The 15,916-nt window shown below is 44.7% G+C and carries 15 protein-coding genes and 2 tRNA genes; 6 read left to right on the plus strand and 11 right to left on the minus strand.

The window, feature by feature from the left end:
* Positions 1-274: 274 nt before the first annotated feature.
* The 3 genes from ICN21_RS06385 to ICN21_RS06395 form a co-directional block, all read right to left on the minus strand.
* Positions 275-2,077 (minus strand): sulfatase-like hydrolase/transferase, encoded by a 1,803-nt coding sequence (locus ICN21_RS06385; protein ID WP_216177685.1) that lies wholly within the window; start codon positions 2,075-2,077, stop codon positions 275-277.
* A gap of 132 nt (positions 2,078-2,209) precedes the next feature.
* A tRNA-Arg gene (locus tag ICN21_RS06390) sits at positions 2,210-2,286 on the minus strand.
* Between the two features lie 36 nt (positions 2,287-2,322).
* Positions 2,323-2,399: transfer RNA gene (locus ICN21_RS06395), tRNA-Pro, on the minus strand.
* A gap of 60 nt (positions 2,400-2,459) precedes the next feature.
* Between ICN21_RS06395 and ICN21_RS06400 the strand changes: the two genes are divergently transcribed.
* A complete protein-coding gene (locus ICN21_RS06400; protein WP_216177687.1) occupies positions 2,460-2,840 on the plus strand; it encodes a hypothetical protein in 381 nt (126 codons plus the stop codon).
* A 74-nt stretch (positions 2,841-2,914) separates the two neighbouring features.
* Entirely contained in the window at positions 2,915-5,002 is a 2,088-nt protein-coding gene (locus tag ICN21_RS06405; protein WP_216177689.1) for a TonB-dependent receptor, read from the plus strand.
* A 1-nt stretch (position 5,003) separates the two neighbouring features.
* Here the strand turns inward: ICN21_RS06405 and ICN21_RS06410 are convergent, their stop codons facing one another.
* Genes ICN21_RS06410 through ICN21_RS06430 form a run of 5 tightly spaced genes read right to left on the minus strand, consistent with a single transcriptional unit; the run spans position 5,004 to position 8,723 of the window.
* A complete protein-coding gene (locus ICN21_RS06410) occupies positions 5,004-5,534 on the minus strand; it encodes a chromate transporter (protein ID WP_216177691.1) in 531 nt (176 codons plus the stop codon).
* A complete protein-coding gene (locus ICN21_RS06415) occupies positions 5,531-6,097 on the minus strand; it encodes a chromate transporter (protein WP_216177693.1) in 567 nt (188 codons plus the stop codon). Before ICN21_RS06415 ends, ICN21_RS06410 begins: the two co-directional genes overlap by 4 nt.
* The gene (locus ICN21_RS06420; RefSeq protein WP_216177695.1) at positions 6,094-6,924 is read right to left on the minus strand and encodes a hypothetical protein; all 831 of its coding nucleotides are present in this window, start codon (positions 6,922-6,924) and stop codon (positions 6,094-6,096) included. Before ICN21_RS06420 ends, ICN21_RS06415 begins: the two co-directional genes overlap by 4 nt.
* 42 nt (positions 6,925-6,966) lie before the next feature.
* Positions 6,967-7,872, minus strand: a complete 906-nt coding sequence (ppk2, locus tag ICN21_RS06425) for a polyphosphate kinase 2 (RefSeq protein ID WP_215297058.1) — start codon at positions 7,870-7,872, stop codon at positions 6,967-6,969.
* Between the two features lie 59 nt (positions 7,873-7,931).
* Positions 7,932-8,723, minus strand: a complete 792-nt coding sequence (locus ICN21_RS06430) for a 1-acyl-sn-glycerol-3-phosphate acyltransferase (protein WP_216177697.1) — start codon at positions 8,721-8,723, stop codon at positions 7,932-7,934.
* A 93-nt stretch (positions 8,724-8,816) separates the two neighbouring features.
* Between ICN21_RS06430 and ICN21_RS06435 the strand changes: the two genes are divergently transcribed.
* The 4 genes from ICN21_RS06435 to ICN21_RS06450 are packed head-to-tail and all read left to right on the plus strand — an operon-like array spanning position 8,817 to position 12,038.
* Positions 8,817-9,626, plus strand: coding sequence for a UDP-2,3-diacylglucosamine diphosphatase (locus tag ICN21_RS06435; RefSeq protein ID WP_370624067.1), 810 nt, complete (start codon positions 8,817-8,819; stop codon positions 9,624-9,626).
* The gene (locus ICN21_RS06440; RefSeq protein WP_216177698.1) at positions 9,623-10,651 is read left to right on the plus strand and encodes a glycosyltransferase family 1 protein; all 1,029 of its coding nucleotides are present in this window, start codon (positions 9,623-9,625) and stop codon (positions 10,649-10,651) included. Before ICN21_RS06435 ends, ICN21_RS06440 begins: the two co-directional genes overlap by 4 nt.
* A 12-nt stretch (positions 10,652-10,663) precedes the next feature.
* Positions 10,664-11,068, plus strand: a complete 405-nt coding sequence (locus ICN21_RS06445) for a diacylglycerol kinase (RefSeq protein ID WP_215297053.1) — start codon at positions 10,664-10,666, stop codon at positions 11,066-11,068.
* Positions 11,069-11,111: 43 nt separating this feature from the next.
* A complete protein-coding gene (locus ICN21_RS06450; protein ID WP_255534242.1) occupies positions 11,112-12,038 on the plus strand; it encodes a GNAT family N-acetyltransferase in 927 nt (308 codons plus the stop codon).
* A gap of 69 nt (positions 12,039-12,107) precedes the next feature.
* Here ICN21_RS06450 and ppx read toward each other — a convergent pair whose 3' ends face one another.
* From ppx to ICN21_RS06460, 3 genes are all read right to left on the minus strand, one after another.
* On the minus strand, positions 12,108-13,670 hold the full coding sequence (gene ppx, locus ICN21_RS06455) for an exopolyphosphatase (RefSeq protein ID WP_216177700.1): 1,563 nt from the start codon (positions 13,668-13,670) through the stop codon (positions 12,108-12,110).
* A 112-nt stretch (positions 13,671-13,782) separates the two neighbouring features.
* The gene (locus ICN21_RS11160) at positions 13,783-13,995 is read right to left on the minus strand and encodes a GDCCVxC domain-containing (seleno)protein (protein WP_370624068.1); all 213 of its coding nucleotides are present in this window, start codon (positions 13,993-13,995) and stop codon (positions 13,783-13,785) included.
* Between the two features lie 107 nt (positions 13,996-14,102).
* Complete coding sequence (locus ICN21_RS06460; RefSeq protein ID WP_216177702.1) at positions 14,103-15,848, minus strand: alkaline phosphatase; 1,746 nt, start codon at positions 15,846-15,848, stop codon at positions 14,103-14,105.
* Positions 15,849-15,916 lie beyond the last annotated feature (68 nt).

The following is a 15,916-nucleotide window of genomic DNA, read 5'->3' on the forward strand; positions in this document are numbered from 1 at the left end:
GACGCAATAAGGTGACGATTTGCTCGGGTTTAAGACGTTGGCCTTTTGCCATATTTAGCACTCCTTTAAGGTGAAGATTATCAAAAATCCTCTCTTTTGGAGTGGTACTAAAAATCAGGTCAGTTCAGTGTTGGGTGGAATGCCGTGGATCTTGAATGGCATTCACAGGTGGTCTGATGGTCAGATGTCTAATTTGTCGGGTTAACCGACAAAACATATTCTAAGATCAGAGGCAACTGGCGACCCAAAGCCCTCATTCACTCAAACCCAAAAACTACCTCTGGCCTTGTTTTGCCACATGCCATCTACCATTTCGGATTGGTAAAAAGCTACCATCATCAATTCCAACTTCTTGAGCAATGCGTTCGTTCATAACTTTATTCATGGCCATGATCAAATCGCCATTCTTCTTAGGATCCATAGCCATGTTATTCATTTCATTCGGATCGTTTTGAAGATCAAAAAGCTCTAAATCGTTCTTCGCTAACATTTCTTCCATCGTGGTTGGGGTGTTGAACTGCAGCGGTGAGAAATATCGTGAGAAACGGTATCTTCCATCAAACACACTACGAATACCAACCCGGTTAACAAAGTTGGGTTGATGTGCATTCAAAATCTTAGCCGACTCTTTGTAGTCATATTTACCAGACATCAACCAAGAATAGGTCTTCTCAGCCCAAAACCAGCTGGTAAACATCAACATATTGAAGTTGAACAAGGAAGCTGGTCTTGCTGAGTCGACCTTAGCCTTTTCAGGCTCTTTAAATAATGGCGTGAGATCTTTGCCCTTGAGTCCTTCCGCTGCTTTTGCAACAGTCTTGGGATCCTTGCCAGTCATCGCTAATATAGTAGTGGCTAGGTCAATTTGTGAAGTAATCGCTTGGCACTCTTTGCCGCCAGGATAAGCAGGATGAATGATCATGAGTGGAATATGATTCTGCTCTTTATAAGCAGTAGTACCTTTACCTCTCATTTGGTGGGTGCCCCCCAACTCACCATGGTCAGCCGTAAAGATCACAATAGTATTGTCTTCCATGCCACTATCTTTTAAGCCTTGCATGACTGCTGCAACATTCTCATCACTATCGCGCATGCAGTTAAAATAGTAGTCAAGCAACAACCTCCAGCGTCGATCTTCATTAGGCCATGAGCCCATTAGCAAGTCCCAAATCTCTTGATACAGCTTGTGCGCCTTTGGTCTGCCGGGAGCATCTAGAGCTTGCTTACGACTTTCTGGCAGTGGGTAGTTATCCCATGTCGCTTGATATAGCTCAGTTGTAGGCGGAGGTAAGATGGTCATCGCATGCTTAGCGCCTTGCACAGGTTTACCGGGCGAATCCGAGTTCACGTAGGTCACATCATGAGGGTTAACGATATTGACCGCCAAATACCAAGGCTGCTTCTTAGCTCTGAGCTCTTGCCCTTCATTACGCAACCAACCAATCGCTGATGAGAGTGTGAGTTTGTCAAAGGTATAGCCACCTTGCTGTTGATCGACGATATCACCAACGCCTAGGAAGTCATCAAAGCCATAGGATTTAATAATCTTTCGATACTTATCCATCGGAGCGTCATAGGCATACTTGACTGTATCCATATTGGCCGATAAGTGCCATTTACCTTGGTAGGCAGAGTGATAGCCCAGCTCTTGAAGGCGATGTCCAATTGTTTTAACCTTTAGCGATAAATCAGGCTGCCATAAAAAATTGAGGTTATCAAAAATGCCTGAATGCTGAATATGCTGACCTGTGTAAATCACTGAACGAGCTGAAGAGCATTGCATCGATGCAGCTTGGTGATTCGTAAAAGTAATGGCTTTCTTTTTAATCGCTTCACGAGCAGGAACAGGCATCGGCCACTTGGGAAAAAAATGCTCTTGGTCAACCAGAACAAAAAGAATGTTGTAGCCAGCAGGTGGAGTATTCGGTGCAATTGGAGAAGGCTTATTAGAATTAGATTGAGCCTCTGCATTTTGTACACCAGCAGGTAACAAAGTAGCCCCTAATGCTACAGCTCCTGACGTTAATAAATCACGGCGAGACTGGTTTTTTGGTTCATTGTTAGATTGAGATGTCATATTGATTCTTCATTGTTTTACTATTGGAAGTAACATTATCAGGTCCATATGAAAGTTTGCCTAGTTGCTTGCACTCCTTTAGGGCAGTGAATATCAGGTTTTTCACTAGATCTCATCGGCCAGTCAGGCCTTTGGTCTGCCCAGCACGATTCGAACGTGCGACCTACGCCTTAGAAGGGCGTTGCTCTATCCAGCTGAGCTATGGGCAGAATATGCTGGGTCTGTATCTAGAACAATCAGGAAAGTGGTCGGAGTACAAGGATTCGAACCTTGGACCCCCTGCTCCCAAAGCAGGTGCGCTACCAGGCTGCGCTACACTCCGACGGAACCATTATTCTACACCGGCAGAGCTATTACAGGCAAATCCTGTAAGATTCGGAGTATGGTTGCCTATTTTTACAGCAAATTAACTAAGCAAGTTCACGCTGCTATTGCAGTGGCTTTGCTTATGGCTTTGCTTATGGCTTGCATGATGGGAACCCATTGGATTGGCTTTGCTCACAGTATTAGCCACGCAAGTATTCAGCAACAAAGTATTAGCCCATCATCCGCAGATGAATTTGCTCCCACATCGGTTCACAGCTCAGATATTTGCCATCTTCTTGATGCCTTAACTTTAGCTGGTTTCATACCAGAAGTATTCATCGGAGCGCTAGTATCTCAAGCTACTAGTTCTGCTCTAGCAACCCCCCTAGAATTTCACTTTGCGCAAGCTGCCCAATCGGCTTACCAATCGCGCGCTCCCCCTGCTGACATCCTTTAAAACCCGTACCAACTAATAAGGTTGGATACCTCCCGTTTTAATCATCACCACTTTTTGGTGATCTTGGATGAAATATGAATTACAGGCATTACTCCACATTTCGATATGCATTATTACTAGCTACTTCGATTGCTAGCTTTTCGGCATGGCCGCAAGGCAATGCCGAACCATCATTGCAACTCAATGTCAGCGGCGTGCGTGATGATGGTCAAGGGTTTTTATCGCCTAACAAGGTGCTTTCAGGTGATGATTTACAAAACAAACTGAGTGGCACGCTTGGAGCAACTCTGGCAAATGAGCTAGGTGTTTCAGCAACGGGTTATGGTTCGGGTGCATCTAGACCGGTAATACGAGGACTTGAAGGTGCTCGAGTGCAGATTTTGCAAAATGGTTTATCCGTTGGAGATGTATCTAGCATCTCCACTGATCACGCAGTAGCTAATCCGATGCAAAACACGCATCAAATTGAAATCTTGCGGGGTGCATCTGCCCTTCTATATGGATCGGGTTCTAGTGGTGGTCTAGTGAATGTGGTGAATGATCGCATCGTCACCTCAATGCCAGATGCCCTGTCTGGAGCCATGAATACCAGCTATGAAACAGTCAACCAAGGTAAAATCGCAAATATTGAATTAGATGCACCTGCTGGTCCATTAGCATTACATTTTGATTCGACGATTAGCAATTCAAATAATTACCGTATTCCGGGGTTTGCTGAACAAGGGGGTCCCAATGCCAATTGGTCAATCAATCCTGGGCAAACCGTGAACGTACCCTATAGTGGAAAGCTTCCATTCTCATTTAGCAATCAAAATAGTTTGGGATTAGGTGCATCCTATTTAAGGTCAGACGGTTATACCGGTGTCTCCTTAGAACGTATGAATCATAACTACGGCATACCCACTGCTGAGGGTGGATTTATTCAGCAGTCACAAAATCGTTATGACTTTGCCCATCAAGCCAATGATCCCTTTGACGGTTTTTCATCGATCAAGATTAGTGCAGCTAACACCAATTATCAACATACTGAATTTACTAACAATGGTGTGGCATCAACGCAGTGGAATAACACTGCATCGGAAGCGCGTTTAGAGCTTACCCACAAAGAACTGCTAGGGTCGAAAGGAGTGATTGGCGCACAAGTAATCGGAGCTACTCTGAATGCGATGGATTTAAATACCAATAACTATGCCATCGTGCCGCAGACAAAATCGAACTCCACCGCACTATTTTGGGTTGAGGAAGGTCGTTACGGACCCCTTAAGAGCAGTCTAGGAGCGCGCTATAACTATGCTGCCCAAAATCCCAATTCAGCCACACAATTTCCGAGTACGAGTTCACAAGGATTTACTCCAAATACCTATGGACCACCAACCATTCAAAACCGACAGTTCAATCTGATGTCTTACTCTGCTGGTGGCATGCTTGATGTAGCTCGCGGTTATGGTGTGGGATTGGCCTATACCGTTTCACAGAGGGCACCAACACCACAAGAGCTTTACTCCTATGGTCCGCATGATTCCACTGCTACTTTTGACATCGGTAATTCCAATTTAGGTACAGAAACGTCACATAATCTTGAATTGAGTTTTCAGAAAACCTTAGGGCTCATGCGGAGCAAGGTGAGCGTCTATCGCAATCAATTTAGTAATTACATCTATGGTTTTTATACTGGCTCTTATAGCAGTACGAATGACAACTTCTCAGTGGTACAAACTTCGCAAGCAAATGCCAATATCCGCGGTGCCGAAGGAGAATTGACCTATAACTGGAATCAAACAGGTATTGGTGGACGGCTATTTGGTGATGTATCGCAAGGAAGCTTCAATGCTGGTGGCAATTTACCTTTGCAGCCAGCACCTAGACTCGGTAGTGAACTCGCTTATCAACGTGATGGTTGGCTTACCAGTACTACCTATATTTACAGCTATCAACAGAACAGGCTAGCAAGCTGGGAAATTGGTCCTACCCCGAGTTATAAGCTCTTAAATGCCAATCTCTCCTACACGGAGCGAATTGGTAAAGTCAATTGGACTGGATATATGGCACTAAAGAATCTTCTCAATGAGGAAATTCGCTATGCAACATCACCTATGGCAGTAAGACTCTACGCGCCTCAACCAGGAAGAAGCTTAATGCTTGGAGTCAGAGCAGCGTTTTGAACTAACTTAAAAAAAATCGCAGATAAATAAAACCCAGCATGCCTGATCCTAAGATCACAAAAACGGGATTGATCTTGGTTCTCAGAATCAAGTAAAGCGTAAACAACGCCAAGATCAGAGTCACTGGACTGACGATTGATGCCTTAGCAACAGCATACACGCCAGATGCCATCAATCCAATAGAGATAGGCTCTAAAGCACTCTGGATAGTGCGTCGCCAGGGATTATGAGCAAAATGACTCCATAGGCGACCTGCATAAAAACACAAAATACTAGAAGGTAGAAAAAAGGCCAGCAGCACAATACCCGAACCCACTATTCCTGCAACTTTGAAACCAATAATAAGCACCATCAACATATTGGGGCCAGGCGCTACCTGACCAATACTATAGATATGAACAAATTGTGCATGAGTAATATCAAATTGATGAGCCAAAAGAGTTTGCATCTCTGGCAAGACAGCAGTACCTCCCCCAACAGCCAGGATCGATAAAAGACTAAAGGTGAGTACGAGTTGAACTAGCAAACTCATGACTGTAGTTTTGGCCTATATAGATAGATAGAAATCGGCGCCATGATTAACAGAACCAAAGGCAAAGAAAGTTTTGCAATGCTCATAAGTCCGAAGGTACAAGCAATGATGATGACGGATTTCAAATGCTTCCAGTGCTCATCGCCAATACGGTATGTAATCGCAGCCAATAAACCGCATGCGCCAGCGGCAATCCCAGTTAAAAGCAGATTTGCGAGTGGATGATTATTGTTATTGGTATAAGCAATGCCAATGATTAAGACAAAAAGAGATCCCGGAAGAATTAATCCTAATGCAGCAATCACTGCACCCCATATTCCCCGCAAATGATCGCCAGCGAGCACTGCTAAGTTCACTGAATTTAAACCAGGCATGGTTTGACTAATCGCCAAGTAACCCATGAATTCATCAGCGCTGAGCCATTTTCGTTTTCCGATGAGAAGAATCCGCTCGTAAGCAATGATTCCACCACCAAAACTCACTGCACCAATAATCAAAAACTGTATAAATAAATCACTCAGAGTGACTTTGCCTATCTTCCCACCAGGGTCTTCAAGGCTCATTCAGGCTTTCCATAGATCAAGGCAGTTTTAGTGCTCCCTATTTCTAGCCAATCGGCAAGATCAATTTGAAGTTGTTTGAAGAATTTATCTGCTCGCTTATGGGCTTTAGCTTGTGCTCGGTTTTCATCGTTGACTCGATATGAAAAAGCCAGCTCTCCAACAATAGGGTCTCCCGCACTTTTCATCCAAATAGCAATATCACAATGTGCCTGAACGCCATCACCAAAGACGAAATTACCCAATGGCAAGCAGGCCTCTAATATTTTATTGGTTGATCCGCCCACAATACGTAGCGGTGATTTTTTATCAATGGCGAGTTTAGCAAGGCCAGGAAAGAATTTATTAGCGCTGCTGAGCGTTCTATCAAAAAGATCATCAATCGGAACAGCATCTAAGATAGCATTATTTGAATATATTTGACGTTGTGTACCCAGTCCATCCCCACGGAGAATTTCTTCTTTGAAGCGAATCCGTGATTTGATCTTTTTCTGTGGTGTCGGGTCAAAGTTTGAGGCATGATCCATCTCATGCGCACGACATTTCAGCGTGACCTCCGCGTAATCATCCACCCAAATATTTTGGCGTGATTCTCTGACACGTAAAATAATATTGTTCAGGCGAAAATCTTCGCCCGGTGTGTCATAAAAATAAATGTTACGCAAACCAGTATTGGCATTATCAAGATGAAAAAAATCAACCTTGTTTTTCTTGCAAAACTTGATCAGCTGTTCGCTAAGGGCGGTGATTTTGCTGCGACGATCTAAGCCTTTGGGCTTGATAAGCAACTTAAATTCTCTATTGGTAATCGACGGGTGGAGTTTTTTCACAATAACCTCTGTTTGCAAGAGATTATCACTATACCGCGAGGATTAATAGACTTGAGGGACGTACATCTCTGGTGGCACCGGTCCACGGAGGTAATCAGGGTTGTGAACGCGGGCCGGTAGCGTAATCACAGGGTGATCGATCTCTTTATAAGGGATCTGGTTTAGCAAATGCGTAATGCAATTTAAGCGGGCTTTTTTCTTATCATTGGCCGCTACTACCCACCAAGGGGCTTCCGGAATATGCGTGCGTTCCAGCATCGTTTCCTTTGCTTTGGTGTATTGCTCCCATAAGCGACGAGCCTCTAAGTCCATTGGGCTGAGTTTCCATTGCTTCAATGGATCGTGAATACGCATCATGAATCGGTTGTACTGCTCATCATCAGAGATTGAGAACCAGTATTTAATCAAAATCACTCCAGAGCGAATCATCATGCGCTCTAAATCGGGAACAGTTCTCAAGAACTCTTCATACTCTGCGTCGGTACAAAAGCCCATCACTTTTTCAACGCCAGCGCGGTTATACCAACTGCGATCGAACAACACTATTTCACCGCCAGCTGGCAAGTGAGAAATATATCTTTGGAAATACCACTGCGTCTTTTCACGTTCATTTGGCGCAGGCAAAGCCACCACCTTACAAACGCGCGGATTCAGGCGCTGGGTAATCCGCTTGATAGCCCCACCCTTACCGGCTGAGTCGCGACCTTCAAATAGCACAGCTACTTTTACATTATTCGCTACGACCCAATCTTGGAGCTTTACAAGTTCTCCCTGCAATCTGAAGAGCTCTTTAAAGTAAACATTGCGAGGGACTTGGGAACCAGCTTCACCATCAGGCGAGAGACGATCGTCATCAAGCTCCATTTCGAGCTCTTCATCCATGCTATCAAGAATCTCTTCTTGAGCACGTTGATACCACTCTGCCATCTCTGTATGCTTTGAAGTCATCTTATTTCCACTGAATAATGTGAAGTTTACGCCCTAACTTATGACATTATTGTTACAGACTACAAGGTATTTGACGAGCTTAGGTACTTGGCAATTTGCTCATGGCTATGCAGAGCCAGCCATTTTCGATCACTTGGCTGCTGAGGCGTTGCCGCAGGGGGTGGAAAAAAGGTGAGCTCCGCAATCAAATTCCGGTTTTTGAGAATCTTGCTCATTGATTCCAAAAGCCCCATATCCCCTACAAAAGCAGGCACATCTGAGCGTTGACCAGTTGCCTTGGATAAATAGCGAATTGCTAGGGTGTAGACCGGCAAATCTGCCATCACAGCTGCCTCGAATAAGTTTGGCTTAAAAGGACGCACGGCTTCACCGATGGTGGATGTGCCCTCGGGAAAAATACAGACTGACTCAGATTTCAGTACGGCACTCATCTCCCCCACTACCAGATGAGCATGTCTTGAGCTATCCCGTTTGATAAAAACCGTACCTAACTGTTTTGCCATCCATCCAAATATGGGCCACTTTTCAACTTCAGACTTAGCCACAAACCGAATGGGTTTGAAGGCGTTGATAGCATGAATATCTAGCCAGGAAATATGATTGGACGCCAGTAAATAGGAATTGCTCGGCAGAATACCTGGGTTCATCATCCGCAATTGAATGCCAAAAATCTTCAGCAGCTTTATTGACCACTGCTGAATATGAAAGTGTCTGGTTTTCAGATTAGCGAATGGAAACACCATGAAGAGGGTTGCTACCCCAGAAAGAACATGAGCCCAAATGGCCATCCATAGACCAAAACGGGTAATAAAAGGGGTTTCTTTCTCAATGAATGCTGGAGGAATACTCATATTCGGCTTCAATATAAAGCAAATACCTTGCGTCATCAAACTGACTTAAAAATGTCATGATGCTTACATAGTGGCTTGGCTTAATACGGTTTCATGATGCATTACAGAGCCATCTGGATTTCAGACGTACACCTAGGAACATCAGGGTGTCAGGCAAACTACCTCCTCGATTTTTTAAAGCATAACGAAGCCGATAAGTTTTATCTCGTTGGTGACATCATTGATGGCTGGCGTTTAAAGAAGTCATTCTATTGGCCACAGGCTCATAACGACGTCGTACAAAAACTATTACGTAAGGCTCGTAAGGGAGCTGAAGTGATTTACGTACCCGGCAACCATGATGAAAGCGCCCGTCAATTTTTTGGACTCTCTTTCGGCGATGTGAAGGTTGTTGAGGAAGTAATTCACACTACCTTAGATGGCAAGAAGCTCTGGGTTACCCATGGCGATCTTTTTGATGGAGTGATGCAGTACGCCAAATGGCTTGCCTATGTTGGCGATACGCTCTACTCCTTCATTCTCTATATTAATCGTTACTTCAATATGCTGCGAGTCAAAATGGGCTTGCAGTATTGGTCACTCTCTCAATACTTAAAGCATCAAGTTAAGAATGCAGTGAGTTACATCGCTGACTTCGAACATATTATGGCTAGAGAAGCCCGTCTGCGCGGATGCGACGGAGTTGTCTGTGGCCACATCCATAAAGCAGAAATCCGTGAGATTGATGGTTTGCTCTACTGCAACGATGGCGACTGGGTCGAAAGTTTAACCGCCTTAGTTGAAACCCATACGGGTGAGCTAAAAATTGTTCACTGGCCCTATATCAAAGGTGAACCTGTTGAAACTCCTGAAATTGCCTTCCAACCTGCTGTTGAATCACTTCTGAAAGAGGCTGTGCTATGAAAATTATGATCATCACTGACGCATGGGATCCACAGGTAAATGGCGTTGTTCGCACCCTCAAGCAAACCCGCGCTGAATTGACTGCCATGGGTCATGAGGTTGAAATGATTACACCTAATGGATTTAAATCCATCCCTTGCCCGACTTATCCAGATATCGCGCTCTCCTTATTTCCAGGCAAAGAAGTAGCCCGTCGTATCAAAGAGTTTGCACCCGATGCCATGCATATTGCTACAGAAGGTCCTTTAGGTTTATCTGCCCGCTCATATGCTGTTAAGAACAATCTACCCTTCTCTACTGCCTATCACACCCGTTTCCCAGAGTATGTAAAAGCACGTACTGGTATTCCACTGGCAATCACTTATACCTTTATTCGCTGGTTCCATGGCCCTTCAATGGCAGTGATGGCACCAACGATTGTTGTGAAAGATGACCTTGAGAAATACGGCCTTAATAATGTGGTTCTGTGGTCACGCGGTGTTGATTTGGATATTTTCAAAATGCAAGAATCCAAGACTCTTAATACTGCACACCCTATATTTTTGTATGTTGGCCGAGTGGCGATTGAAAAGAACATCAATGCATTTTTAGAGATCGATTTACCTGGGTCTAAATGGGTAGTTGGCGATGGTCCAGCGATGGCGGGCATTAAAGAAAAATATCCTGAAGTGAACTATCTTGGTGTTCTGCAACAGCATGAGCTTGCCAAAGTCTATGCAGCAGCTGATGTATTCGTGTTTCCTAGTAAGACTGATACGTTTGGACTTGTTTTACTAGAAGCAATGGCTTGCGGTACTCCTGTGGCGGCTTATCCCGTTACCGGCCCCATTGATGTTCTTGGGAGCTCCAAAGCGGGCGCCATGAATGAAGATTTACGTGTGGCTTGTATCGAAGCATTAAAAATTCCTCGTGAAGTTGCCCGTGCGCACGCTGAGAAATTTTCATGGAGAGCCGCTTCTGAAGAGTTTGCAAAACATCTCAAGCCGGTACCAACGACTGATGTGCATGTTACTGCCATTGCTTAATAAGGGCTTGTTTTGACCTCCCCCTATCACATAGATCAAAACCCCCACAAAGGGAATCGTGGACTTGCTAGAGCATGGCATGCAGCTAAGAATTCTTGGTGTGGCTTGGTTTATGCCTTTCAAGAAGAAAGTGCTTTTAGACAAGAATTGACGCTATTCGTTTTATTAACGCCAGTCGCCTTCCTTTTGCCAATTAGTTATTTGGAAAAGGCTTTACTAGTTGCCTCTTTGCTCATGGTATTGGTCGTTGAGTTGCTCAATTCCAGCGTTGAAGCGGCCATAGATCGCATCTCCTTTGAACATCACGACCTCTCTAAGCGCGCCAAGGATTTTGGCTCTGCTGCGGTCATGTTAGCCCTGTTTATTGCCGTTCTGATGTGGTCTGCCGTCTGTATTCCGATTGTCTTAAAACCGTAATAAATGCGCTCTACGATCATATAAATCATACACAAGGCTAACTATGTCTGATATACCAAACCCAATTGGCGCCTTTGAGATCTTTTCTCCTAGGAAGAAAAAGGATCCAAGCCAATCTAAGTTAAATCCCATTAAAAAGCTCTCTAAAAAGCTGGCCAAGAAGCTATTTGGGAAAAAATTTGCCACCAAAGCCCGCGCTGAATTAGCGGCAGCTGAAGCAGTTGCCGTTGTACCTCAGGCAGCAAAAGCAAAACGCCCTGCTTTTCAGATTCAATGGGCTAGTAGTGCAAGTGAGGTCAAAGAAGCACAACGTTTACGTTATAAAGTCTTCGCAGAAGAAATGGGCGCAAATCTCTCTCAAAACCCAGAGGGTTTAGATGTCGATGAGTTTGATGCTTATTGTGACCACCTATTAATTCGCGATCAAGATACACTTAAGGTGGTTGGCACCTATCGCGTTCTGCCACCACACAAGGCTAAGGAAATTGGTCGCTTGTATTCTGACTCTGAGTTTGACCTCACCCGTTTAGATCACTTGCGCCCTAAATTAGTCGAGCTTGGCAGATCGTGTGTTCACCAGGACTATCGCTCTGGTGCTGTCATCATGGCTCTGTGGAGTGGTTTAGCCCAGTACATGCTGAAAAATGGCTACGAAATCATGCTCGGTTGCGCAAGCATTCCGATGGCAGACGGTGGTCACTTTGCAGCCAGTCTCTATAACTCACTTGGCAGCGATCAAATGGCGCCAACTGAGTTTCATGCCTTCCCCCGCTTACCATTGCCCTTAGATAAGCTCAATGGTGGTCTAGAAGTTGACGCTCCTCCATTGATTAAGGGTTACCTTAAATTGGGTGCCAAGATTTGTAGCGCTCCAGCATGGGATCCTGACTTCAATACTGCAGACTTACTGACCATGCTGCGTTTGTCAGATATCAATCCACGTTATGCAAAGCATTTCTTGGGGATGTAATTCTAAGAAAATATTTTCAGGTGAATTGGCCGCTTCCACGTGAAGCGGCTTTTTTTATTCTGCAGCAGATTACTTCAGGCTGACTTGATAAGAGCGGCCCACTCTCTCCCATTCAGCCGCCTCTTTAATTAGACTAAATTCTGTTAGAGGGTGTTCAGCGGCCCACTCTTTAGAAAGACTGACTAGATAAGATCCATCGTGTTCAGAAACTTTAATACGCGGTAAATTGGTGTCATTGCGACCACGGCACAGCACTTGAGCTAAGCGCAAGCAAAACAACATGCGCCAATCATAGAAGCTATGGTTGTTTGCAAGCTTTCCAAGCTTGCCAGTATGGCCAATCAATAAGGCCGCTAATCTAGCTTGATCATTCTTCGAAAAACCAGGCATATCGGCATTCGCTGCGATATAGGCTGAATGCTTGTGATAACCATTATGCGAGATTGAAAGGCCGATTTCATGCAAATTAGCCGCCCACTGCAACAAAGCCACATTATCTGCTCTATTCTCTGCCTCAGGCTTTGGTAGCTGCTGTAAAAAATCAACCGCTAGTTTGCCAACCCGATTAGCCTGCTCACGATCTGCCGCATAACGCTGCATGAACTGTTCAACTGTTACGTAGCGCATGTCATGATGTTGTGAGCGTCCCAGTAAATCGTATAAGACGCCGCTTCTTAAAGCCGCATCAGTGACTTCCATCTCTTCGATGCCCAACTCATCAAATACCGCCAGCATGATGGCTAAGCCACCAGGCCAAACAGACCTTCTGTCATCCTTAAGACCTACCAACTCAACTTGATTGACATTCTCATATTTAAGCAAATGTTTCTTAAGGGCTTTTAAGCCTTCACGCGTAATCAGACCGCTGCTGGGATTCGCGCGACCCATGCTCAGGCCATCCCCGTGACCATTGAGGTCATTTGCGGAAATCAGCTCCGCCAGAGCTCTCGCCGTACCTGAAGACCCAATTGCCTGTTTCCAGCCAGAATTGAGGTAAGCCCCGGCAATGACTTGAATTTCCCGTCTGGCAGCTAACTCTGCCTCTTTAAATTCATGTGCATCGATATTGCCTTTGGGGAAAAAACGCATACTATGAGAAACGCAGCCTATGTAGAGACTTTCCAAGAGCTTGGGTTCATAGCCTTTGCCGATGATAAACTCCGTCGAGCCGCCGCCGATATCAACCACCAAACGATTGCCTTGCACGGCTTGGACTTCATGGGCGGCACCGATATAGATCAAACGCGCCTCTTCAACCCCTGCAATCACTTCGATTGGAAAGCCTAAAGCTATTTGAGCGTCATCTACAAATTGCTGTGCATTTTTTGCAACTCGTAGGGTATTTGTCGCAACCGCGCGCACGTTGGCAGGATCAAATCCTCTAATACGCTCGCCAAAGCGGCGAATAGCGGTTAAGCCTCTTTGGTACGCATCATTACCAAGTAATTTATTCTCTGTAAGGCCGGCAGCAAGACGCACCGACTCACGCAAGGTATCTATAGGTCTTAGTTGGGTGCCTGAGGGTGTATTGACTGCCTGTGCAATGAGCATCCGGAAACTATTAGATCCCAAATCCACTGCAGCAATGAGGTCTGCAGGATTAGATAAAGGATCTACGGGATGACTTGCCAAAATATTCCCCAAAAATGGAATGCTGTATCGAATATGTCTATTTTATGTAAAAACCGTGACACATTGATGAAAATGACAGCAGGCCTAATGGGCTGGGCTTGGCAGGACTCGTTTAGTCAGCCAAGTTTTGCTCAGAGCTTGAGCAATCGCGATTAGCAAAACTACACAAAATGCAGCAATCACCCGACTTGGGCTTCAGAATCGTGCTACAAGAATGGCAACGATAGAGGTGGTAAGAGCTACCCACTTCAATGCTGATGACCTCAGAGGCTTGGCAATGAGGACAGGTAAGGATTGATTTTAGAAGTTCAGGCTTAGTATTCACAGCGCAATACTGAACCAGGAATGTTTCAGTATTGTGTCATTGACTGAATGCAGTTTCAGTCAATGACAGCTAATTAATATGAGTAACAAACCTCATAAGCAGGGAATTTATTTTGAGCCAAGACCCAAAGACTGAACCATAACTTTAAATACCTCTGTGTTATCCATAAAGCCTTTGAATTTCTCTGAACCTGGGCCCATTGCATTGAGCAAGGCATCGTCTGCAGTATGCACACCAACATCCTGATGAGATGGTAAATTGCCACCCACATGAATGGCATCTTCTTGTAGTTGAATATATTTCGGATTAGCTACGAATTTTCCAGAATCATTCTTGACAGCTGGGACAAACGTCCCATCTAGCTTGGGATGCATGGTTTCATAGTGATCTGGGTAATTGCCATAGAAGAATGCCAGACGTTTAGTCACATCAATTTGATTGGGATAACCCTGCACATCTGCCTTAGGGTAATTAGGGAATCCAGCCGATGCATAGGTGCCCACCTTCTCGCGCAGTGGGCCCGGTATATCGTCATGAACTACGCCACTGATCGAACCACTATGGGTATGATCCGGCGTCACAATAATCAGTGTGTCCGGATTCTTTTTGGCAAAATCTTTAGCAATTTGTACAGCATTGCTCAGCATGATGGTGTCAAAAGCCGCTCTCTCCCAATCTAATGGGTGGTTGAACTTGTCAATTAGAGCAGCCTCTACCATCAAAAAGAACCCATTTGGATTTCTAGATAAGACCTCTATCGCCGACTGAGTCATCTCTGTGAGATCAGGTTGATTCGGGTATTGGGCAACAGTATTCTTTTTGAGAAAAAGGCGATCTAAAGAGCCGTCCATATTGTCTGGATGAAACACGCCAAATAATTTTTTCGTGTTTTTATTATCTGCAGCAGACATTAACTCTTGCTTAGTAAATGCCAGTTGATAGCCATCGGTTTTAAATGCTTCAATGAGATTTTTTTCATCCCTACGCTTAGATGCTTTTGCCGATTGAGGATAAAAGTAAGCAGCACCACCACCCAAAATAACCTCAGCCCCACTGGCTAATAATTGATCAGCAATGTATTGCTTATCAGCGCGACGTCTTGTATGGGCTACCATAGCCCCTGGGGTGGCATCTTGTAATTCAGCATCAGACACAATGCCTACTGACATCTTGGTCTTGCGCTTGAGCAACTCAGTGATCGTCTCTACCTTAGGGTGAGATAAATTATCACTGGCACGAGAAACGTAAACGCCCATGGCATTAACAGCAGTCTTGTGTCCTGTTGTGTAAGCACTCATGGAATTGGCAGAATCGGTAATCAAAGAATCAGAGCCCGAAGTTCCAATCATCGCCGTACTAGGCATGTCATCGAATGCCAGCCTACCTTGATATTTACCCTCTGTGATGCCTTTGGATAAAACACGGGCAGCAGTTCGGTTGGCAATGGTCATGCCATCACCCACGAACAAAATGACATTTTTTACTTTACGTGGATCGCTTGCATAAACATCCCAAGTCACTTGTAACTTTTCTTGTGGTGTACGAGCTACTAACTCATATTTTCCGGCCTTAGGCAGTTGCACATCCCGATAGATCACTGAGCTACCCTTACCGTTTTCGTCAGAGATAAATTCTGATTTGCTAGTGATCAGTTGATTGACAGGTGCTCCGTTGATAGTGATGGAGAGATTACTGGGATCAATTACTTGATTGAACTCTACTTTGATATCGAATTTAGAGCTGGCCAAAATACTAGCTTGATCAATTGGATAGATCGCAGCCGCCTCAATGAATCCCGCAAAGGAAGTAAACAAAATCGGGAGTACGGCTTTAATGAGATAGGATATTTTCATAGAATCAAGCAAAAAAAAGTTGGGTAAACTACAATATCCACCCAGAAAATGACAGTCTGATGACTAAA

This window comes from Polynucleobacter sp. AP-Feld-500C-C5, assembly GCF_018882265.1.
Classification (GTDB): domain Bacteria; phylum Pseudomonadota; class Gammaproteobacteria; order Burkholderiales; family Burkholderiaceae; genus Polynucleobacter.

Bases quoted from the DNA above. Each gene is read 5' to 3' on its own strand.
- ppk2 (WP_215297058.1), bottom strand. From the start codon at position 7,872: ATGACTTCAAAGCATACAGAGATGGCAGAGTGGTATCAACGTGCTCAA.
- ICN21_RS06435 (WP_370624067.1), top strand. From the start codon at position 8,817: ATGATGCATTACAGAGCCATCTGGATTTCAGACGTACACCTAGGAACA.
- ICN21_RS06405 (WP_216177689.1), top strand. From the start codon at position 2,915: ATGAATTACAGGCATTACTCCACATTTCGATATGCATTATTACTAGCT.
- ICN21_RS06400 (WP_216177687.1), top strand. From the start codon at position 2,460: ATGGTTGCCTATTTTTACAGCAAATTAACTAAGCAAGTTCACGCTGCT.
- ICN21_RS06440 (WP_216177698.1), top strand. From the start codon at position 9,623: ATGAAAATTATGATCATCACTGACGCATGGGATCCACAGGTAAATGGC.
- ICN21_RS06385 (WP_216177685.1), bottom strand. From the start codon at position 2,077: ATGACATCTCAATCTAACAATGAACCAAAAAACCAGTCTCGCCGTGAT.
- ICN21_RS06430 (WP_216177697.1), bottom strand. From the start codon at position 8,723: ATGAGTATTCCTCCAGCATTCATTGAGAAAGAAACCCCTTTTATTACC.
- ICN21_RS06460 (WP_216177702.1), bottom strand. From the start codon at position 15,848: ATGAAAATATCCTATCTCATTAAAGCCGTACTCCCGATTTTGTTTACT.
- ICN21_RS06410 (WP_216177691.1), bottom strand. From the start codon at position 5,534: ATGAGTTTGCTAGTTCAACTCGTACTCACCTTTAGTCTTTTATCGATC.
- ICN21_RS06415 (WP_216177693.1), bottom strand. From the start codon at position 6,097: ATGAGCCTTGAAGACCCTGGTGGGAAGATAGGCAAAGTCACTCTGAGT.
- ICN21_RS06450 (WP_255534242.1), top strand. From the start codon at position 11,112: ATGTCTGATATACCAAACCCAATTGGCGCCTTTGAGATCTTTTCTCCT.